Consider the following 21,074-nt stretch of genomic DNA (forward strand, 5'->3'; position numbering starts at 1 on the left):
ATCAGAACGATCGTGCAGAAAAAAGAAAAATCAAATCGTGGTCCGTCAGTGCCTGTCGCTTTGTTCATCACAAATGACATTGTGACGAACCACGAGTTTTGCGTGTTTAGCTGTTATTTTTTTTGCAATATATCAAATTGCTCACGCAGTTTGTTGAGGGTGGCCCCAAAGGTCAACAAACGATCTTTCTCTTGTGAAACTACATGCGCCGGAGCGCGGGCAACAAAGCTTTCATTGCCGAGCTTGGCATTCGCTTTCGCGATTTCGCCTTCGAGGCGGGCGATTTCCTTCGACAGGCGCTCGCGCTCCGCGGCGATATCGATCTCGACTTTGAGCATCAGCTTGGCCGTGCCGACGATCGATACCGGCGCGGGCGATTCCGGCAGCGTGTCGATGACCTGCACCTCTGCCAGTTTTGCCAGTGCCTGCAAATACGGCGCGAACGACTGCATCAGTGCCTTGTCGTCGGCGGACGCTTCGATGAACAGCGGCACGCGCTGCGCCGGCGACAACTGCATCTCGCCGCGCAGGTTGCGGCAGGCATCGGTCATCGCCTTCAGTTGCGCGACCCAGCCTTCCGCCTTGTCGTCGAGCTTTTCCAGGTTTGGCACCGGATAAGGCTGCAGCATGATCGACTCGCCGGCCGGGGCCATTTCTCGCCCGGTCAGCGGCGCCACGGTTTGCCACAGCTGCTCGGTGATGAATGGGATGACCGGGTGCGCCAGGCGCAATACCGTTTCCAGCACGCGCAAGAGCGTGCGGCGGGTGGCGCGCTGCTGTGCTTCGGTGCCGTTCTGGATTTGCACTTTCGCGATTTCCAGATACCAGTCGCAGTACTCGTCCCAGATGAACTTGTAGATCGCGGAGGCGATGTTGTCGAAGCGGTAGTCGGCAAAGCCTTTCTCGACTTCGGCTTCGGTACGCTGCAAGAGCGACACGATCCAGCGGTCGGCTTGCGAGAAGTCGCGTCCTTCCGGGCCGCAGGTGACGGCGTCGAAGCCGCAATCCTTGCCTTCGGTATTCATCAGCACGAAGCGGGTCGCATTCCACAGCTTGTTGCAGAAGTTGCGGTAGCCTTCGCAGCGGCTCAAGTCGAAGTTGATGTTGCGGCCGAGCGAGGCGTAGCTCGCCATCGTGAAGCGCAGCGCATCGGTGCCGAAGGCGGGAATACCGTTCGGGAATTCCTTGCGGGTCGCTTTGGCAATGCTTTCCGCCTGCTTCGGATTCATCAGGCCGGTGGTGCGCTTGGCGACCAGCGACTCGACGTCGATGCCGTCGATGAGATCAATTGGGTCGAGCGTGTTGCCCTTCGACTTCGACATCTTCTGGCCGCTTGCATCGCGAACCAAGCCATGCACGTAGACTTTTTCGAACGGTACCTTGCCAGTGAAGTGCGTGGTCATCATCACCATGCGCGCCACCCAGAAAAAGATAATGTCGAAGCCGGTCACCAGCACCGACGACGGCAGGAACATCTGGTAGTCCGGTGTTTCTTGCGGCCAGCCCAGCGTGGAGAAGGGAACGAGCGCCGACGAGAACCAGGTGTCGAGCACGTCGTCGTCGCGGCGGATCGCGCGGCCGCCGGCCTGCTTCTGCGCGTCTTCCTCGCTGCGCGCGACGTAGATGTTGCCTTCGTCGTCATACCATGCCGGGATCTGGTGTCCCCACCACAGCTGGCGCGAGATGCACCAGTCCTGGATATTGTTCAACCACTGGTTGTAGGTGGTGGTCCAGTTTTCCGGAATGAACTTGATCGAGCCGTCGGCTACTTTTTCCAGCGCCACTTCGGCAATCGACTTGCCGGGGAAGTGCGTGCCTTCCGGCGCCGGCTTGCTCATCGCGACGAACCACTGGTCGGTCAGCATCGGCTCGATCACCACGCCGGTGCGGTCGCCGCGCGGCACCATCAGCTTGTGCGGCTTGACCGATTCCAGGAGGCCCAGCGCATCCAGGTCGGCGACGATTTGCTTGCGCGCGTCGTAGCGGTCCATGCCCTGATATTTCGCAGGCGCATTCTCGTTGATCTTCGCGTCGAGCGTGAAGATATTGATCTGCGGGAGCTGGTGGCGCTGGCCTACCGCATAGTCGTTGAAGTCGTGTGCCGGCGTGATCTTCACGCAGCCGGTGCCGAATTCCTTATCGACGTAGTCGTCGGCGATGATCGGGATTTCGCGACCGGTCAGCGGTAGCGTGAGCATCTTGCCGAGCAAGTGCGTGTAACGCTCGTCGGTCGGATCGACTGCAACCGCGACGTCGCCCAGCATGGTTTCCGGGCGGGTGGTGGCGACCGTGATGTGTCCGCTGCCATCGGCCAGCGGATAACGGATGTGCCACATCGAGCCGTCTTCTTCTTCTGACACGACTTCCAGGTCGGACACTGCCGTATGCAGCTTCGGGTCCCAGTTGACCAGGCGCTTGCCACGATAGATCAGGCCTTGCTCGAACAGGCGCACGAACACTTCTGTGACGGCCTTGGACATCTTCGGGTCCATCGTGAAATATTCGCGGCTCCAGTCGGTGGATGCACCCAGGCGGCGCATCTGGCCGGTGATGGTCGAGCCGGAGTGTTCTTTCCACTCCCACACTTTTTCCAGGAACTTTTCGCGGCCGAGGTCGTGGCGCGAAATCTTTTGCGCATCGAGCTGGCGCTCTACCACGATCTGGGTCGCGATGCCAGCGTGATCGGTGCCGGGAATCCAGGCGGTGTTATGGCCGCGCATGCGGTAGTAGCGCGTCAGGCCATCCATCACGGTCTGGTTGAACGCGTGGCCCATGTGCAGCGTGCCGGTAACATTGGGGGGCGGCAACTGGATGCTGAAGGAGGGTTTGGACGGATCGGTCGTGGCGGTGTAGTAACCGCGCTGTTCCCACTCGGTGCGCCAGTGTTTTTCAATGTCGGCGGGCTCGAAAGACTTGGCTAATTCCATGATTTAATTTGTGTTTCAGCGAAACTTTCCATTATAAGGGAGGTGGCTGATGACTTTGGCGATCATCGGCGTATAATTCGGCCATTGCCATTTTTAGAGCTTTTTCTCTATTCTGAAGGCATCACGCTAGGGGTCCTGGTCATCGTTTGGCCGGGTGAGAAATACCCTCGAACCTGATCTGGGTAATGCCAGCGAAGGGAAGCACTCGGAAGTCCCGCCTTTTTCCGTCGCTCCTTCGCTTTCCGACATCGCAAAGGAGCACCATGAACGCCAACCCGCAATTCCTCGCCGCCACCGCCAAGGTGGACGAAGCGGCCATCCAGCCGCTGCCAAATTCCCGCAAGATCTACGTCGAAGGTTCGCGTCCGGATATCCGCGTGCCGATGCGCGAGATCAGCCAGGCCGATACGCCAGCGTCCATGGGCGCGGAAAAGAATCCGCCGATTTATGTGTATGACACGTCGGGACCGTATACCGATCCGACCGTGCAGATCGACATCCGCTCCGGTTTGCCGGCGCTGCGCGCGGCGTGGATCGCCGAACGCGGCGATACCGAAGAGCTGGCCGGACCGTCCTCGCAATACGGCATCGAGCGCCTGAACGATCCGAAGCTGGCCGAGCTGCGCTTCAACCTGCACCGCAAGCCGCGCCGCGCGGTAGCGGGCAAGAACGTCACGCAGATGCACTACGCGCGCGCCGGCATCATCACGCCGGAAATGGAATACATCGCGATCCGCGAAAACCTGCGCCGCAAGGAATACCTGGAAGGCTTGAAGACTTCCGGCCCGATGGGACAGAAGCTGGCCGACCTGATGGGTCGCCAGCATCCGGGGCAATCGTTCGGCGCCAACATCCCGTCTGAAATCACACCGGAATTCGTGCGCTCCGAAATCGCCTGTGGCCGCGCGATCATCCCCGCCAACATCAATCACCCGGAAATCGAGCCGATGATCATCGGCCGCAACTTCCTGGTGAAGATCAACGCCAATATCGGCAATTCCGCAGTGACGTCGTCGATCGGCGAAGAAGTGGAAAAGATGACCTGGGCGATCCGCTGGGGTGGCGACACCGTGATGGATCTGTCGACCGGCAAGCACATCCACGAAACGCGCGAATGGATCATCCGCAATTCGCCGGTGCCGATCGGTACCGTGCCGATCTACCAGGCGCTGGAAAAGGTGAACGGCAAGGCCGAGGACCTGACCTGGGAAATCTTCCGCGACACGCTGATCGAGCAGGCGGAACAGGGCGTCGATTACTTCACGATCCACGCCGGCGTGCGCCTGCAATACGTGCCGCTGACGGCCAAGCGTATGACGGGCATCGTGTCGCGCGGCGGCTCGATCATGGCGAAGTGGTGCCTCGCGCATCACAAGGAATCCTTCCTGTACACGCATTTCGAAGAGATCTGCGAAATCATGAAGGCCTACGACGTGTCGTTCTCGCTGGGCGACGGCCTGCGCCCCGGTTCGATCTACGACGCGAACGACGAAGCGCAGCTGGGCGAGCTGAAGACGCTGGGCGAGCTGACGCAGATCGCTTGGAAGCATGACGTGCAGGTGATGATCGAAGGTCCGGGCCACGTGCCGATGCACCTGATCAAGGAAAACATGGACCTGCAGCTGCGCGATTGCGCCGAAGCGCCGTTCTACACGCTGGGACCCTTGACCACCGATATCGCACCGGGCTACGACCACATCACCTCCGGTATTGGTGCTGCGATGATCGGCTGGTACGGCACTGCGATGCTGTGCTATGTGACGCCGAAGGAGCACCTCGGCTTGCCAAACAAAGCGGACGTCAAGGAAGGAATTATCACCTACAAGCTGGCCGCACACGCCGCCGACCTGGCGAAAGGCCATCCGGGCGCACAGATCCGCGACAACGCGTTGTCGAAAGCACGCTTCGAATTCCGCTGGGAAGACCAGTTCAACCTCGGCCTCGACCCGGACAAGGCGCGCGAATTCCATGACGAGACGCTGCCGAAGGATTCCGCCAAGGTCGCGCATTTCTGCTCGATGTGCGGCCCGCATTTCTGCTCGATGAAGATCACGCAGGACGTGCGCGATTTCGCCGCTTCGCAAGGCGTCTCCGACGAGGAGGCGCTGAAGAAAGGCATGGAAGTGAAGGCCGTTGAATTCGTCAAGAGCGGCGCGGAACTCTATCGCAAGCAGTAAGCATGATGGAGATCGAACTGAACGGTGCGCCGCACCCGGTTGCCGATAACCAGAACGTGCAGGACCTGATCGCCTCGCTCGACCTGGCGAACAAGTCGCTGGCGGTGGCGATCAATCGCGAGGTGGTGCCGCGGCATCTGTGGACGCAGCGCGTGCTGCAACCGCGCGATCGCGTCGATATTGTTCGTGCGATCGGTGGCGGTTAATGACAAAGGATTTTTATGACTGATCTGCAAAACGAAGGCCTTACCATCGCCGGTAAAACGTATCGCTCGCGCCTGTTGGTCGGCAGCGGCAAGTACCGCGACCTGGAAGAAACGCGCGTCGCCACCGAAGCGTCCGGCGCGGAAATCATCACGGTGGCGATCCGCCGCGTCAACATCGGCCAGGACCCGAATGCGCCCAGCCTGCTCGACGTGGTGCCGCCTTCGAAATACACGATCCTGCCTAATACCGCCGGCTGCTACAACGCCAAGGATGCGGTGTATACCCTGCAGCTCGCGCGCGAACTACTGAACGGCCACAAGCTGGTCAAGCTCGAAGTGCTGGGTGACCAGAAAACCCTGTTCCCCAACATGCCGGAAACGCTGAAGGCGGCCGAGACGCTGGTGAAGGACGGTTTCGACGTGATGGTGTACTGCAGCGATGACCCGATCCAGGCGAAGATGCTCGAAGAGATCGGCTGCATCGCGGTGATGCCGCTGGCGTCGCTGATCGGCTCCGGCATGGGCATCCTCAATCCCTGGAACCTGTCGCTGATCATCGAGCAGTCGAACGTGCCGGTGCTGGTCGATGCCGGCGTCGGCACCGCGTCCGATGCGGCCATTGCGATGGAGCTCGGCTGCGACGGCGTGCTGATGAACACGGCGATTGCCGGCGCGCGCGACCCGATCCGCATGGCGCGGGCGATGAAGCTGGCCGTGGAAGCCGGGCGCGACGCCTACCTGGCGGGCCGGATTCCGAAGAAATTCGCGGCGTCGCCGTCTTCGCCGATGGAAGGGCGCGCCACGTGATGCGTCCCAGCGTCCTGATCTTCGCCGGCTCGGACCCGAGCGGCGGGGCGGGGCTGCAGGCGGATATCCAGGCAGTGTCGGCGCTGGGCGCGCACCCGCTGACCGCCATTACCGTGCTGACGGTGCAGGACAACGACCGCGTGTTCAACGTGCATCCGGTGCCGGCCGAGCTGGTGCGGCAGCAAGCGCATGCGCTGATGGGCAAGATCGACATCGCGGCGGTCAAGATCGGCATCGTCGGCAACCGCGAAAACGCCGAGGCGATCGCGGATACGGTGCGCGCGATGAAGCAGCGCCGGCCCGATCTGCAGGTAGTGCTCGACCCGGTGCTGGCCAGCGGTCATGGCGACCCGCTGGCCAAGGATAATGCAGTGCAGGCAATCGCGCCGTTGCTGCCGGTGGCAACGCTGGTTACGCCGAACCTGCCGGAAGCGGCGGCCTTGTGCGGCGGCGAGCTGCGCCCGGAGGTGCAGGTCGAAACCCTGCTGCGCCATTGCCCGAATGTCTTGATCAAGGGCGGACACGGCACGGGGCCGGAAGTGGTGAACCGCTGGTTCGCCAACGGCCATCAGCGGACATGGACGTGGCCGCGTCTGGAAGGAAGTTATCACGGCACCGGCTGTACGCTCGCATCTGCCGTCGCTGCCTTGCTCGCGCAAGGAAAAACGATGGTTCATGCCATCGAGGCGGCGCAATCCTATTGTCATCAGGCGCTGGTGACGTCGTACGCGATCGCCGACGGCCAGCGCATACCCAATCGCCGGGTTTCAATTGAGGAAGATGTATGAAGGGACTGTATCTCGTCACGCCGGACTGGGACGATACGCAAAAACTGCTCGATGTCACCGAAGCCGGCCTGCGCGGCGGCGCGGCGCTCGTGCAGTACCGGCACAAGACGGCGTCTGCCGAGCTGCGCCGCGAGCAGGCAGCGCAACTGCAGGCATTGTGCCGCCGTTACGGCAAGCCGTTCATCGTGAACGACTTCGTCGACTTGTGCCTGGAGCTTGATGCGGATGGCATCCACGTCGGCGGCACCGACATGGCGGTGGCTCAGGTGCGCGCCGTGGTGGGTTCCGGGAAGATCGTCGGCGCATCCTGTTACGGCAGCCTGCAGATGGCGCATGATGCGCATCGCGCGGGCGCCAGCTACGTGGCGTTCGGCGGCTTTTATCCGTCGCGTGTGAAAAAGTACGCGGTCACCACGCAACCGTCTATCGTGACGCAGGCGAAGTCGGCGATCCCGCTGCCGAACGTGGTCATCGGCGGCATGACGCATGAGAATGCGGCGCCGCTGGTGGCACTCGGCACCGACATGGTGGCGGCCATCAGCAGCGTCTACATGGCGGATGATCCGGAGGCGTCCGCACGTCGTTTCGCTGCTCTCTTCTCCTGAATCCGGTCATCCCGCTGCCGCGCCAGTGCGTCGATGAATGCGCGCAGGCGCGGCGGTATCAGCCGGTTCCCCGCCCATACCACGCTCATGGGCTGGGGCGGTGGCTGAAAGCCTGGAAGCACCTCTACCAGCGCGCCACGCGCGACGGCATCCGCAGCCATAAAGTCCGGTACTTGCAGCAGCCCGAGCCCGAGGCAGGCGCCGCTCACCATCCCTTCTCCGTCGTTGACCAGAAGGCGACGCTGCGGTGGCACATCCATCGTCTTGCCATTTACCTGAAACTGCACGTGCCGCTCGCGGCCGGAGGTGGGATTGCGAAACAGAATGAAGCGATGCCCGTCGAGGCGCCACGGATGCTTGGGCACCCCATGCGCGTCGAGATAGCCGGGGCTCGCATACATCCGCAGCTGCTGGACGTCGATCTGGCGGCTCGCCAGGCCGGAGTCGGCGAGCGTGCCGACGCGAATCGCGGCGTCGAAGCCATCCTTGATCAGGTCGCAGAACTGGTCCGACAGACGGACATCCGCCGTCATCTCCGGATGTGCACGCAGCAGGCGTGCCAGTGCCGGCAACACCACCAGCTTGCCGTAGGTGATGGGCACGCTGACGCGCAGCTCGCCGCGCGGCGAACCACTGGCGCCGGCGGCGAGGGTTTCGAGTTCGTCGATATCCGCCAGGATCTTTTCGCAGCGCGCATAGAGCGATTCGCCATCGGAGGTCAATGTCACCTGCCGCGTCGTGCGGTGGAACAGCTTCAGGCCGAGCTGCTCTTCCAGGCGCATGATGCGCTTGGCGACGGTCGACGGCGTCACGCCGAGTTCGCGGCCTGCGCCGGCAAAACTGCCGTGCCGGGCCGCGCAGGCGAAAGCGAGAAACTGGCTGAATCCGCTCATGATCAATTAACGAAAAATTTTCCTCAATATGCCGATATTGATGTCTATTCTGCGCATTGTATATCCGACGCATACTTGCATCACACCGTCGCCGACGGTTTCGACAAGCGAGGAGAAAACATGCAAATACTGAGCAACGAAGCACCGTCCGCCACGCCCTTTCCGGGAATCGCCCATGTCACGCTGGCCGGCAGCGCTAATGGTTTGCGTAACCTGTCTGTCTGGCACCAGGCGATGGATCCCGGGTGCGCTACGCCGCCGCATCGCCATGACTGCGAGGAAGTCGTGCTCTGCACGGCAGGCGAGGGGGAATTGCGCGTCGACGGCCGGATCGAGCGCTTTAGTGCCAATACCACGATAGTCATTCCGTCCGGTGTCGATCACCAGATTGTCAGTATCGGCAGCGAACCGTTGCACACGCTCGCCGTGCTGGCGGCTTCGCCGGTCGGCGTCTGGCTGCCTGACGGCGTGCCGGTCGAATTGCCGTGGCCGACCTGAAGCGGCGACCAGCCGATTCGCGCAACTTATTGCTGCGCGGCGCCGCGCCTGCGGGGCGCCGCCTGCAGCTCGTCAGCCTGGACATGTCGCGCCAGCCGCACCGGTTCGATATTGACGCCGGTGCGGTAAGGGATGTTGTAGACGATCAGCGGTACTGCTGACGCATCTGCGAGTGTGCGGTAGTAGTCCAGCAGGCCGGCCTGCGATGGGCGGACGTAGTATGGCGGCGGCACCAGCAATCCGCGCACGGGGCGTTGCTGGATTTCCTGCAGACGATGCAGCATCGATGTCGTGTTGTTGCCGGCCAGGCCCATCACGACCGGGCAGTTCGGCGCTGCCCGCAGGACGGTATCCAGCACCGCCAGCTGTTCCTCGCCGCTTAACGCCGCCGCTTCTCCGGTCGATCCGCAGACCACGAGGCCGGCGACGCCGGCGTCCACAATGCGACGCGTCAGTTGTTGAAGCGAAGGAAAATCGACCGCGCCGCCATGAAACGGCGTCACCAATGGAACCCAGATTCCCGAAAACGATGTCATTGCAACTCCAATGAAAAATTGACCGGCAAGGTCGCCGTCGGGAGAGTCTGGAAGAACGCGCGTGTCAGAGGAGGAAAGTTTCCGGCCTTTGCGCTTGCTGTCCTGTCAGCCCACCTGACGGGACAGCGCGCCCCGGTCAGATGAGCGGCTGTTTTTTCGATTTGCGCGCGACGTGTGCCTGCATCCGCGCATTGCCGCGGGAAGCGATGAAGCGATCGATGAGGCAGGCGCTCGTGGGCATAACAAGAAGGAAAAAATGTCATTTTGATTATGCGGTGGCGGGTGTTATGCGTCAAGCAACGCTTTGGTTTGCGCGCAAGAAAGATCGGTGCTATTGGCGCTGGCGCAGGGAAATATCGCCCTCAGCTGCCTGGTGCTCGCCGGTATAATCACGGGATGCAGAACCTCCTCCACAACCTCAATCCCGAACAACTCGCCGCCGTCACCTTGCCTGCGCAATCGGCGCTGATCCTGGCCGGCGCCGGCTCCGGAAAAACCCGCGTGCTGACCACGCGCATCGCCTGGCTGATCCAGACCGGGCAGGTGTCTCCGGCCGGTATACTCGCGGTGACCTTTACCAACAAGGCGGCAAAGGAAATGACGGCACGCCTGGGCGCGATGTTGCCGATCAATACACGGGGGATGTGGATCGGCACCTTTCACGGCTTGTGCAACCGCCTGCTGCGCGCGCACTACCGCGACGCCGGCTTGCCGCAGACGTTCCAGATCCTCGATTCCCAGGACCAGCTGTCGGCGATCAAACGCTTATTGAAGTCACTGAACGTCGACGATGAGAAATACCCGCCGCGCAACCTGATGTACTTCATCAACAATGCGAAGGAGCATGGCTTGCGCGCGCACGACGTGGAAGCCAACGACGACTACAACCGTAAGTTCGTCGAACTGTACGCCGCCTACGACAACCAGTGCCAGCGCGAGGGCGTGGTCGATTTCGCGGAATTGCTGCTGCGCACCTATGATTTGCTGACGCGCAACCAGCCGCTGCGCGAGCATTACCAGGCGCGCTTCAAGCACATCCTGGTCGACGAGTTCCAGGACACCAACGATCTGCAGTACAAATGGCTCAAGCTGATGGCCGGGGCGCACAACGCGGTGTTCGCGGTCGGCGACGACGACCAGAGCATTTACGCGTTCCGCGGTGCGAACGTGGGCAACATGGTCGCGTTCGAGCGCGAATTCCGCGTGCAGAACCTGATCAAGCTGGAGCAGAACTATCGCTCGCACGGCCACATCCTCGACGCCGCCAACACGCTGATCGCGAATAACAGCAAGCGCCTCGGCAAGAACCTGCGCACCGACGCCGGCCACGGCGAACCGGTGCGCGTGTACGAGGCCAGCAGCGATATCCAGGAAGCGCAGTGGATCATCGAGGAAGCGAAGAGCCTGATCAACGAAGGGGCGGCGCGCAGCGAGATCGCGATCCTGTACCGCTCGAATGCGCAGTCGCGCGTGATCGAGCACGCGCTGTTCACCGCCGGCATTCCGTACCGCGTCTATGGCGGGCAGCGCTTCTTCGAGCGCGCCGAAATCAAGCATGCGATCGCCTACCTGCAATTGATGGACAACCCGCACAACGATTCGGCCTTTTTGCGCGTGGTGAATTTCCCGACGCGCGGCATCGGCGCGCGCTCGATCGAGCAGTTGCAGGATGCGGCGCGCCAGTACGGCATTTCGCTGTATGCCGCGGTTCCGTACGTGGCCGGCAAGGCGGGGAGCTCATTGGGCGGTTTCGTGAAGCTGGTCGAGGCCATGCGCTTCGAGACGCAGAACCTGCCGCTGCAGGAAATGGTGAAGGTGATGCTCGACATGAGTGGCCTGATCCCGCACTACCAGAACGAGAAGGAAGGCGCGGACCGCATCGAGAACCTGGAACAGCTGGTGAGCGCGGCGATGCTGTTCGTGTCGGAAGAAGGCTTCGGCATCGACGCGCCGGCCTTCCTGGGGCCGAAAGGCCAGCCGGTGGCCGGCGAGGCGCTCACCACCGCCGACGGCGTCGAAGTGCTCGACGCCGATGCGCCCTTGCCGACGGTGATGTCGCCGCTGTCGGCCTTCCTGTCGCACGCGTCGCTGGAAGCGGGCGACAACCAGGCGCAGGCCGGGCAGGATGCGCTGCAGCTGATGACGGTGCACTCGGCCAAGGGCCTGGAATTCGACGCGGTATTCATCACCGGTCTCGAAGAAGGTTTGTTCCCGCATGAAAACAGCGCGCAGGAAGAGGGCGGGCTGGAAGAGGAGCGGCGCCTGATGTACGTGGCGATCACGCGCGCCAAGAAGCGCCTGTACCTGAGCTTTTCGCAGACCCGCATGCTGCACGGGCAGACGCGCTACAACATGAAGTCGCGCTTTTTCGACGAACTGCCGGAGGAAACGCTGAAATGGCTGTCGCCGCGCGTGCAGCCGCAGTGGTTCGGTCACCGGAAATCGGCGTGGGACGAGGCGCCGGAAGCGGGCGCCAACAAGATCGCGCAAAATTTTGCCCGCAAGGATGCCGGCTGGCGCATCGGCGAAACCGTCATGCACCAGAAGTTCGGCGAGGGCGTGATCGTCAACATCGAAGGCGGCGGCACGAACATGCGGGCGCATATCAATTTCGGCAAGCACGGCATGAAGCTGCTGGATCTCGGCATTGCCAAGCTGGAAAAAGTGGCGCAGCGCCTGAATTGATGCACAGTTGTTGCTGCGCGCTGATAGGGGCGGCGCGCAGCCAGGCATGCCTTTCCTGATTGCGGATGGAACTTTTTCGGCGCCCGTTCGTTAGAGCGGGTATCGATAATGCGAACTCTTGCCCACCTCGACGACATGCAATGCGCAACGCTCGCCCAGCGCGGCGACAGCCGTGCATTTTCCGAACTGGTCGCGCGCTACCAGGACCGCATCTACCGCTTCCTGCTGCGGCTGACCCGCTCGCCGGAAGACGCGGCGGAACTGACCCAGGACACCTTCCTGCGCGCTTACCAGGGGCTCAATCGCTGGCGCCCCGATGCCCAGTTCAAGACCTGGCTGTTTCGCATCGCGCGCAATGGCGCATTCGACCTGCTGCGTCGCGGCAAGGTCGTCGAGTTCGTGGAACTGGACGACGAGGCCGACATGCCGGATGCGGCGGCCGGGCCGGAAGCGGTCGTCGAAACGGCACAGCGCTACCGTGTCCTGGAAGCGGCGTTGTTGCGCCTTCCGGCCGAACATCGCGAAATCCTGCTGCTACGGGAAATCGAAGACATGAGCTATGAACATATCGCGGACGTGCTCGACCTGAACATCGGTACCGTCAAGTCGCGCATTGCACGGGCGCGCGCCGCATTGCTCGACATCGTCAGACATCCAACGGAGCCACGCCGATGAACTGTCCCAAGCATGCCGAAATCTCCGCCTACATGGATGAAACGCTGACATCATCCGAGCGCCGTCGTTTCGCGGTGCACCTGGATCGCTGCCCGGTGTGCCGCCAGCAGCTGGATGAATTGCTGGTGTTGCGCAGCGCGCTGCGAGACCTGCCGTCGCCGGTGCTCGGCTTCGATCTGGCGGCAAACCTGGAGCATCGCATGCGCAGCGCAAGCCGGCCGCCCCCGGCCCGGTCGTTTTGGGCGGCCTGGGGCGCGCCCGGCCTGGCCGTGGCACTGTCGCTGGCGTCCGGTGCCTGGCTGGGCGCGCTGCTGATCGCTCCCGCCGCCGTCGCGCCGCCGGCGTCGGTGACGCGCGTGTTCGATCCCGTCCCGCCCGGCGGGCTGTGCGCCGCCGCCGAACTGTGCGGCATATCGAAAGGACTGAAATGAATCGTAGCGCACTGAAATTGCTGCTGGCCGTCTCGCTGGCGCTTAACGCCGGCATCGTCGCAACTGTCGGCGTCAGCAGGCTGGGAGCGATGTCCCAACCAGCGGCGCCGCAAAGCGCACGCGTGAGCCTGCCGGATTACCTGGAATTGAATGCCGAACAGCGTCGGCGCTGGAGCGACATGGAGCAGGGCTTCCTGAAGGACCTGGCGGCCAACTGGCGCGAGATCAAGGTGCATCGCGAAACCTTGATCCGGCAGGCGTTTTCGGCGGCGCCGGACCACGTCGCGCTCGATGCCGAGCAGGTACGGATCGCTGCCTTGCAGGACAGCCAGCAACGGCGCGTCATGCGGCAGCTGCTGGCGGAGCGCGATCTGCTGAACCCGCATCAGCGGGAAAAACTGATGACGCTGTTTTTGAGCCGTTATGCGCAGGAAACCACCGAAGAGGAAATGCTGCACCGGCATTAAGCATGGAACATTTTCACAGATGCTTCGTTTAAGCAGACAGGGCCGCTTGCAGGCGGCCCGCCTTGAACATCGTTATGGAGCGCATACGCAATGAAATCTTCAGCATCCTTACTGGCCGCGATCTCGCTGGCATTCCCGTTGACCTTGCTCGCTGCCGAGCACAGCCATCATGATCACGGCACGGTGCCGCAGAAAATCGAACTCAATGCGGGCAAGAAGTGGCCGACCGATGAGCCGCTGCGCAAGGGGATGAGCACGATCCGGGATCAGGTTGCCGCCGCGCTGCCGCAAGCGCATGCCGGCAAGCTGACGCCGGCACAGTACGAACAGCTGGGGCAGGATATCAACGCGCAGGTCGGTTATATCGTGCAGAACTGCAAGCTCGATCCGAAGGCGGATGCGCAGCTGCATGTGATCATCGGCCAACTGACGCAAGGCGTCGACGCACTCGAAGGTCAGCAGCCTGACAAGGACCGGGCGCTTGGCGTGGTCAAGGCCGCGCAGGCCGTCAATACCTATGGCAAGTACTTTGACCACGCCGGCTGGAAGCCGGTGAAATTGCCACATTGAAGACAGGCGCGACGCCGCCTGTCTCCGCTTGCGCGGTTCAGGCGGCGGGAGGCTGCTGGGGCCGCCCGAAAATATGGGTGTAGGTGGGGTAGAACGAGCAATACATCACGACCGTCAGCATCAGCGTCAGCGGCAATAGAATGACCATCACGGCTGCGGCGCGTGCGAACACCATGGCGACGATGCTGCTGGCAATGGCCGGCAGCAGCACGCCTATCAGGATCCACGCCAGTCCATATGTCAGGAAGGCTTTGCCCGCGCGCTGCACGGCAAAGAAGCTGTAGAAAATCGCCTTGCCGACGCTCATGTCCTGCCACATGATCAGCGGCGCGGCATACCAGAAACCCATTGCCGCCGGCGTGTAGACGGCCGCCGAGAAAATCGTCGCCAGCGTCAGGTTGGACTGGCGCACGGTTTGCTCGTCCAGTTCCTTCTGGCCGCTCAACAAATCCCACAGGACACCGCCGTCGATCAGCGCGGAGGCGGCAATCGCGACCACCGCCGCCAGCAGGTAGAGCGCGCCGAGGATGAGCAGGCGGCGCAAGGCGGGCGACTGGAACCCGGTCAGCAGCAGGTTCGGGTAGATTTTCTTGCCCTGTTCGATGTTCACGCATGCCTGCATGAAGGCCATCGAAAACACCGGCACCAGCACCATCGGCAGGATTTGCCCGAGCAGCGGAACGATGCCGAGCGCGAGCATCAGGAACATGTAGCTTAAGAACAGGGTCGACATTTCGAAAGGTTGCTTGCGGAACAACGCGAAGCCTTCCTTCACCCAAAGCCAGCCTGTGCGTGCGGGCAATTTTTCCATCGTCAAAATAATGCCGGAACCGGGTTGTCGATACGCTGGCGCAAAATGCGCTCGAAATGGGTCGGGTCGTGCGGCGTCAGCATTTCCGCCTCGCGAGGCAGGTAGAAATCATACAGCCGGGACAGCCAGAAGCGCAGTGCGCCGGCTTGCAGCATCGGTTGCCAGGATTCCTTTTCCGCCTGTGTAAACGGCCGCACCGCATGATAGGCGTCGAGTAGCGCATGCAAGCGCGCCATGTCCAGCGCGCCGCTGTCCAGGTCGATGCACCAGTCGTTGACCGTAACTGCCACGTCGAACAGCCAGGTATCGCAGCCGGCGAAGTAGAAATCGAAAAAGCCGGTCAGGCGCTCGCCGTCGAACATGACGTTGTTGCGGAACAGGTCGGCGTGAATCGGCCCGCGCGGCAGCTCGCGATACACCGCCGAGGCGGCAAACGCATCCTGCGCATGGATTTCCGCACGCAACAAATGCTGTCCGGCCTGCGGCAGGTAGGGCAGCACGACCGGCGTCGTTGCCAGCCACCAGTCCAGTCCGCGCAGGTTGGGTTGGTGCAGCGGAAAGTCCTGGCCGGCGATATGCATCTTTGCCAGCATAGCCCCGACTGCGGCGCAGTGCACCGGCTTGGGCGAAAGTTGCGACACGCCCTTGAGCTTGGTCACGATCGACGCCGGCTTGCCGTGCAGCTCGTGCAGGATTTCGCCCTGACGGTTGGCCATCGGCGCCGGCACCAATACGCCGCGTTGAGCCAGGTGGCGCATCAGTTGCAGGTAGAACGGCAGTTGCTCGAATGTCAGTTTTTCGAAAATCGTCAGGACAAATTCGCCGGCTTCAGTCGTGAGGAAAAAGTTGCTGTTTTCAATGCCGGATGAAATGCCTTTGATCGCTAGCGGCTTGCCAAGATCGAACTGCGTAATCCATTGCGTGAGGTCATCCAGGCTGACCGGGGTGAATACTGCCATGAGCGAAATCGGAAAAAGAAAATCGGGGATGTGAGGGCGAAATACGCGTTATTTCTTTGCCGGCGCGGGCGGCGGCGCGGGAATGGAAGCGGCTTGCTCGGTGGTTGCTTCCTGCTTGCGGCTCAGGTCGAATTCCTTGACTTGCCACTGCGCGCCGCGATTGGCGCTGCTCTGGCCGTCGCCGGGCATGGCACCGGGCTGCTCGTTCGGCTTCAGGTAATAAGTGCTCTTGCCGCTGGTGACTTTCGTTTCGGTGACCTTGCCGCCGCGCGCGCGCTTCTCGGTGATCTTGCGTTCCTGGTCCGGCTTGCGGATCGTGACGGCCGGCGCTTCGCCTTCTTCCAGCTTTTGCATCTGGGGTGGCGGCGGGGCGTCGGCTTGTTGGGCTTGGGCCAGCAGAGGCGTTGCGAAGGCGGCTATGCAGGTTGCCGTGAGATGCCAGGCCTTGAGTGTGCGCATGATGTTCTTTGACGTGTTATGGGATAGTGCGGCTCGAACGAGTCGAGCCTCTCCGAAACATTTTAGCAAACCGCGCCCATTGACCTGGAAAATAACTGCGCCGTCGCTACAAATACGCGCCGGTTTCCTTGCTTTCCGGCGACAGCAAATCTTCGCGCGCTTCATAAAATGCAAAGATCGCGTCCACGACATTGGCCGGCTCGTCGATCAGTTGCACCAGATCGAGATCCTTGTCGGCGATCATGCCATCCGCCGCCAGCCGGTCGCGGAACCAGTCGAGCAAGCCGCGCCAGAACGTGGTGCCGACCAAAATCACTGGAATGCGGCGCGACTTGCCGGTCTGGATCAGCGTCAGCACTTCGAACATCTCATCGAGGGTGCCGAAGCCGCCCGGCAGCACCACATATGCATCCGCATACTTGACGAACGCTACCTTGCGCGCGAAGAAGTGGCGGAAGCTGATCGAAATGTCTTGCCACATGTTGCTGCGCTGCTCGTGCGGCAGTTCGATATTCAGGCCGACCGAGGCGGACGCGCCTTCGAACGCACCCTTGTTGGCCGCTTCCATGATGCCCGGCCCGCCGCCGGAGATGACGGCCAGCCCCGCGTCGGACAGGCGGCGCGCGATATCGACCGCTTTCTGGTAGTAGGGGTCTTCAGGCTTGATGCGTGCCGAGCCGAAAATCGACACCGCCGGGCGCAGCTCCGACAGGCGTTCGGTCGACTCGATAAACTCTGCCATAATCGTGAGCATATGCCACGACTCGCGTGCCTTCTTCGCCGTGGCGCGATTGATGTCTGCCACTTGCCGCAGGCGCGGCACGTTTTTTCCCTTTGACACCATAATGAATAAAACCCTGTTGTTAGTTGACGGCTCCAGCTACCTCTATCGTGCGTTCCATGCGATGCCGGACCTGCGCAACGCGGAAGGCGCGCCGACCGGCGCCATCTACGGCATGATCAACATGTTGCGGCGCTTACGCAACGACTATCCGGCAGCATACATTGCCTGTGTATTCGATGCAAAAGGAAAGACCTTCCGCGACGACTTGTATTCGGAATACAAGGCGCATCGCCCGTCGATGCCGGAAGACCTGGCACGGCAGATCGAGCCGATCCACGAAGCGGTGCGCGCGCTCGGCTGGCCGATCCTGATGGTGGAGGGCATCGAGGCCGACGACGTGATCGGCACGCTCTCGGTGCAGGCCGTCGAGCACGGCATGCAGGCGGTGGTGTCGACCGGCGACAAGGATCTCGCGCAGCTGGTGAACGACCATGTCACGCTGATCAACACCATGACCAATGAAAAGCTGGACCGGGAAGGCGTCATTGCCAAGTTCGGCGTCCCGCCGGAACGCATCGTCGATTACCTGACGCTGGTGGGCGACGCGGTCGACAACGTGCCAGGCGTCGACAAGGTCGGCCCGAAAACGGCGGTCAAATGGATCAACCAGTACGGCTCGCTGGACGGCATCATCGAGCACGCCAAGGATGTCGGCGGCGCGGTCGGCGAAAACCTGCGCCGCGCGCTCGACTGGCTTCCCACTGCGCGCACGCTTATCACGGTCAAGACCGACTGCGACCTGGCGGCGCACATGACGACGGTCCCGGAATCGCTGGTGGCAAAACCGGTGGACAACGACGCACTGATCGACTTCTTCCGGCGCTACGGCTTCAAGACCTGGCTGCGCGAGCTGACCGGAGAAGCTGCCGGCGCGCGTCCTGCCGCCGCCGCGCAGGCGCAGAACGGAACGGCGCAGGGCGCCCTGTTTGACGCCGCACCGGCGACCACCGAATACGAAACCGTGCTGACCGAAGCGCAGCTCGCGCGCTGGATCGAGACGATCGACGCCGCGCCGCTGACCTCGGTCGATACCGAAACCACGTCGCTGGATGCCATGCGTGCGCAGCTGGTCGGCATTTCGCTGTGCTGCAAGCCCGGCGTGGCTGCCTACATCCCGGTGGCGCATCGCTACCAGGACGCGCCGACGCAGTTATCGCGTGAACTCGTGCTGGAAAAGCTGAAGCCCTGGCTGGAAGACGCGGGCAAGCCCAAGGTCGGCCAGCACCTCAAATACGACAGCCACATCTTTGAAAACCATGGCGTAACGCTGCGCGGCATCGTGCACGACACGCTGCTCGAATCTTACGTGTTCGAGTCGCACAAGAGCCATGACATGGACAGCCTCGCGCTGCGCCACCTGAACCGCAAGACCATCACCTTCGAGGAAGTGTGCGGCAAGGGCGCGTCGCAGATCTGCTTCGATGAAGTGGCAGTCGAACGCGCCACCGAGTACGCGGCGGAAGACGCGGACGTGACGCTGCAGCTGCATCAGGCGATGTGGCCGCAGGTGGCCGAGAACGAGGGGCTGAAGTTCATCTACGAAAAGATCGAGCTGCCGACCTCGGTCGTGCTGCAGAAGATCGAGCGCAACGGCGTGCTGGTCGACGCGCAGCTGCTGGCCGCGCAGTCGCACGAGCTGGGCATGCGCATGCTGGAGATGGAGCGCCAGGCCTACGAGTTGGCGGGGCAGCCATTCAACCTGAATTCGCCGAAACAGATCGGCGAAATCTTCTTCGACAAGCTGCAGCTGCCGGTGGTGAAAAAGACTCCGTCGGGCTCGCCCTCGACCGACGAGGAAGTGCTGCAGAAGCTGGCCGAAAACTATCCGCTGCCGAAGATCCTGCTCGACTACCGCGGCCTGTCGAAGCTGAAGTCCACTTATACCGACAAGCTGCCCAGGATGGTCAACCCGGACACCGGTCGCGTGCATACCAATTACGCGCAGGCGGTGGCGGTGACCGGACGCCTCGCGTCGAACGACCCGAACCTGCAGAATATCCCGGTGCGCACCACCGAGGGGCGGCGCATCCGCGAAGCCTTCATCGCGCCGGCGGGCAGCGTGATCGTGTCGGCCGACTACTCGCAGATCGAGCTGCGCATCATGGCGCACATCTCCGGCGACGAGAACCTGTTGCGCGCGTTCGCCGAAGGCGAGGACATCCATCGCGCCACCGCGGCGGAAATCTTCGGCGTGGAGCGCGCGGACGTGACGAACGAACAACGCCGCTATGCGAAGGTGATCAACTTCGGCCTGATTTACGGCATGAGCGCGTTCGGCCTGGCCAGCAACCTCGGCATCGAACGCGCCGCCGCACAGCTGTATATCGACAAATACTTCCAGCGCTATCCGGCGGTGGCGCAGTACATGGCCGACACCCGCACCCAGGCCAAGGCGCACGGCTATGTGGAAACCGTGTTCGGCCGCCGCCTGTGGCTGCCGGAGATTAATTCGCCGAACGGCCCGCGCCGCCAGGCGGCCGAGCGCGCCGCGATCAACGCGCCGATGCAGGGCACCGCCGCCGACCTGATCAAGCTGTCGATGATAGCGGTGCAGGACTGGCTGGAAGGCGAGCGGATGCAGTCGAAGATGGTGATGCAGGTGCACGACGAACTGGTGCTGGAAGTGCCGGAAAACGAATTGCCGCATATTCAACACACGCTGCCGGAACTGATGAGCAGCGTAGCGACGCTGAAAGTGCCTCTGATCGCGGAGGTCGGCGTGGGCAAGAACTGGGACCAAGCACATTGATCGATCATTTTTCGGAGGAGCGAAATGCAGAACTTGAAAGAAGATGTCGACTGCCTGGTTGCCAAGACGCCGTTGTCGGACGGCGTCGACCGGCGTGATTTCCTGAAGACGGCGCTGGGCACCGGCTTTGCGGCGGCTGTCTTGCCGGTCGCGGCGCAAAGCGTGATCAAGACCGACACCGCCGGACTGACGGCGGGCACGGTCAGCGTGACCGTGAATGGCCAGGCGGTGCCGGTGTACCGCGCCCAGCCGGAAGGCAAGAGCAACCTGCCGGTGATCCTGGTCGTCTCCGAAATCTTCGGCGTGCATGAGCACATCGCCGACGTCGCGCGCCGCTTCGCCAAGCAAGGGTATCTCGCGCTTGCGCCCGACCTGTTCATGCGGCAGGGGGATCCGGCTTCCTACGGCAGCATCCCGGAACTGATGAAGGAAGTTGTTTCGAAGGTGCCCGATGCCCAAGTAATGGCCGACCTCGATGCCTGCCTGGCATGGGCGAAAGACAATGGCGGCAATGTCGACAAGCTGGGCATCACGGGTTTTTGCTGGGGCGGGCGCATCGTCTGGCTGTACTGCGCCCACAATCCGGGCGTGAAGGCGGGCGTGGCCTGGTATGGCCGGCTGGTCGGGGAAAAATCGGCGCTGGCGCCGGCGCAGCCGGTCGATATCGCCGCCGGCCTGAAAGTGCCGGTGCTCGGCTTGTACGGCGGCAAGGATACCGGGATTCCGCTCGACACTGTCGAGAAGATGAAAGTCGAGCTGGCCAGGGGCGGCAACAAATCGGAATTCATGGTGTTCCCGAATTCCGGTCATGCTTTCAATGCCGATTACCGGCCGAGCTATGTGGAGGCGGATGCGAAGACCGCATGGCAGCGCTGCCTGGCATGGTTCAAGGAGCACGGCGTGGCATAGGGCGATCGGCAAGATCGGCGCGCCAAGCGCGCCGGATGATCCCATTGTTTGCCGAAAAACCTTGTCTGTGCTTTAATT

The 21,074-nt window shown here is 62.2% G+C and carries 20 protein-coding genes and 1 riboswitch; of the genes, 13 read left to right on the top strand and 7 right to left on the bottom strand.

All coding sequences use genetic code 11. The annotated features are described in order from the left end of the window. Window positions 1-113: 113 nt before the first annotated feature. The gene (locus tag FAY22_RS21580; RefSeq protein ID WP_146332961.1) at window positions 114-2,927 is read right to left on the bottom strand and encodes a valine--tRNA ligase; all 2,814 of its coding nucleotides are present in this window, start codon (window positions 2,925-2,927) and stop codon (window positions 114-116) included. 118 nt (window positions 2,928-3,045) lie between these two features. Further along, window positions 3,046-3,144, top strand: a riboswitch (TPP riboswitch). 46 nt (window positions 3,145-3,190) lie between these two features. Here FAY22_RS21580 and thiC point away from each other — a divergent pair. Genes thiC through thiE form a run of 5 tightly spaced genes read left to right on the top strand, consistent with a single transcriptional unit; the run spans window position 3,191 to window position 7,510 of the window. Further along, window positions 3,191-5,104, top strand: coding sequence for a phosphomethylpyrimidine synthase ThiC (thiC, locus tag FAY22_RS21585; RefSeq protein ID WP_146332963.1), 1,914 nt, complete (start codon window positions 3,191-3,193; stop codon window positions 5,102-5,104). Between the two features lie 2 nt (window positions 5,105-5,106). Then, window positions 5,107-5,310, top strand: a complete 204-nt coding sequence (gene thiS, locus FAY22_RS21590; protein WP_146332965.1) for a sulfur carrier protein ThiS — start codon at window positions 5,107-5,109, stop codon at window positions 5,308-5,310. Between the two features lie 15 nt (window positions 5,311-5,325). Further along, on the top strand, window positions 5,326-6,117 hold the full coding sequence (locus FAY22_RS21595) for a thiazole synthase (protein WP_146332967.1): 792 nt from the start codon (window positions 5,326-5,328) through the stop codon (window positions 6,115-6,117). Further along, window positions 6,117-6,905, top strand: a complete 789-nt coding sequence (locus FAY22_RS21600; protein WP_146333577.1) for a hydroxymethylpyrimidine/phosphomethylpyrimidine kinase — start codon at window positions 6,117-6,119, stop codon at window positions 6,903-6,905. Before FAY22_RS21595 ends, FAY22_RS21600 begins: the two co-directional genes overlap by 1 nt. Next, entirely contained in the window at window positions 6,902-7,510 is a 609-nt protein-coding gene (gene thiE / locus FAY22_RS21605; protein WP_146332969.1) for a thiamine phosphate synthase, read from the top strand. The genes FAY22_RS21600 and thiE overlap by 4 nt, the downstream gene beginning before the upstream one ends. Here thiE and FAY22_RS21610 read toward each other — a convergent pair. After that, window positions 7,453-8,403 carry a LysR family transcriptional regulator gene (locus FAY22_RS21610; protein ID WP_146332971.1) on the bottom strand — a complete coding sequence of 317 codons (951 nt, stop codon included), beginning with the start codon at window positions 8,401-8,403 and terminating at the stop codon, window positions 7,453-7,455. The two genes, thiE and FAY22_RS21610, sit on opposite strands and share 58 nt — an antisense overlap. A 120-nt stretch (window positions 8,404-8,523) precedes the next feature. Here FAY22_RS21610 and FAY22_RS21615 point away from each other — a divergent pair, with 120 nt between their 5' ends. Further along, window positions 8,524-8,901 (top strand): cupin domain-containing protein, encoded by a 378-nt coding sequence (locus FAY22_RS21615; RefSeq protein ID WP_146332973.1) that lies wholly within the window; start codon window positions 8,524-8,526, stop codon window positions 8,899-8,901. A 26-nt stretch (window positions 8,902-8,927) separates the two neighbouring features. Here FAY22_RS21615 and FAY22_RS21620 read toward each other — a convergent pair whose 3' ends face one another. Continuing rightward, window positions 8,928-9,437, bottom strand: coding sequence for a dihydrodipicolinate synthase family protein (locus FAY22_RS21620; protein ID WP_146332975.1), 510 nt, complete (start codon window positions 9,435-9,437; stop codon window positions 8,928-8,930). Window positions 9,438-9,833: 396 nt separating this feature from the next. On the opposite strand from FAY22_RS21620, the gene FAY22_RS21625 reads away from it, so the two are divergent. The 5 genes from FAY22_RS21625 (at window position 9,834) to FAY22_RS21645 (ending at window position 14,265) form a co-directional block, all read left to right on the top strand. Beyond that, window positions 9,834-12,122, top strand: coding sequence for a UvrD-helicase domain-containing protein (locus FAY22_RS21625; RefSeq protein ID WP_146332977.1), 2,289 nt, complete (start codon window positions 9,834-9,836; stop codon window positions 12,120-12,122). Window positions 12,123-12,230: 108 nt separating this feature from the next. After that, window positions 12,231-12,797, top strand: coding sequence for a sigma-70 family RNA polymerase sigma factor (locus FAY22_RS21630; RefSeq protein ID WP_146332979.1), 567 nt, complete (start codon window positions 12,231-12,233; stop codon window positions 12,795-12,797). Beyond that, the gene (locus tag FAY22_RS21635) at window positions 12,794-13,228 is read left to right on the top strand and encodes an anti-sigma factor (protein WP_146332981.1); all 435 of its coding nucleotides are present in this window, start codon (window positions 12,794-12,796) and stop codon (window positions 13,226-13,228) included. Before FAY22_RS21630 ends, FAY22_RS21635 begins: the two co-directional genes overlap by 4 nt. Then, a complete protein-coding gene (locus FAY22_RS21640; RefSeq protein ID WP_146332983.1) occupies window positions 13,225-13,695 on the top strand; it encodes a periplasmic heavy metal sensor in 471 nt (156 codons plus the stop codon). Before FAY22_RS21635 ends, FAY22_RS21640 begins: the two co-directional genes overlap by 4 nt. A gap of 90 nt (window positions 13,696-13,785) precedes the next feature. Beyond that, a complete protein-coding gene (locus FAY22_RS21645; protein WP_146332985.1) occupies window positions 13,786-14,265 on the top strand; it encodes a hypothetical protein in 480 nt (159 codons plus the stop codon). 37 nt (window positions 14,266-14,302) lie between these two features. Here FAY22_RS21645 and FAY22_RS21650 read toward each other — a convergent pair whose 3' ends face one another. The 4 genes from FAY22_RS21650 to FAY22_RS21665 all read right to left on the bottom strand — a co-directional run bounded on the left by FAY22_RS21650 (window position 14,303) and on the right by FAY22_RS21665 (window position 17,338). After that, complete coding sequence (locus FAY22_RS21650; protein WP_146332988.1) at window positions 14,303-15,076, bottom strand: BPSS1780 family membrane protein; 774 nt, start codon at window positions 15,074-15,076, stop codon at window positions 14,303-14,305. A gap of 2 nt (window positions 15,077-15,078) precedes the next feature. Continuing rightward, on the bottom strand, window positions 15,079-16,035 hold the full coding sequence (locus FAY22_RS21655) for a homoserine kinase (protein ID WP_146332990.1): 957 nt from the start codon (window positions 16,033-16,035) through the stop codon (window positions 15,079-15,081). Between the two features lie 48 nt (window positions 16,036-16,083). Further along, on the bottom strand, window positions 16,084-16,494 hold the full coding sequence (locus FAY22_RS21660) for a DUF2782 domain-containing protein (RefSeq protein WP_146332992.1): 411 nt from the start codon (window positions 16,492-16,494) through the stop codon (window positions 16,084-16,086). 106 nt (window positions 16,495-16,600) lie between these two features. Further along, complete coding sequence (locus FAY22_RS21665; RefSeq protein WP_146332994.1) at window positions 16,601-17,338, bottom strand: TIGR00730 family Rossman fold protein; 738 nt, start codon at window positions 17,336-17,338, stop codon at window positions 16,601-16,603. 1 nt (window position 17,339) lies between these two features. Between FAY22_RS21665 and polA the strand changes: the two genes are divergently transcribed. Both polA and FAY22_RS21675 read left to right on the top strand, forming a co-directional pair. Continuing rightward, window positions 17,340-20,087, top strand: a complete 2,748-nt coding sequence (gene polA, locus FAY22_RS21670) for a DNA polymerase I (protein WP_146332996.1) — start codon at window positions 17,340-17,342, stop codon at window positions 20,085-20,087. 24 nt (window positions 20,088-20,111) lie between these two features. Then, entirely contained in the window at window positions 20,112-20,996 is an 885-nt protein-coding gene (locus tag FAY22_RS21675) for a dienelactone hydrolase family protein (protein ID WP_146332998.1), read from the top strand. Window positions 20,997-21,074 lie beyond the last annotated feature (78 nt).

The sequence above is a fragment of the Noviherbaspirillum sp. UKPF54 genome, assembly GCF_007874125.1.
Lineage (GTDB): Bacteria > Pseudomonadota > Gammaproteobacteria > Burkholderiales > Burkholderiaceae_D > Noviherbaspirillum.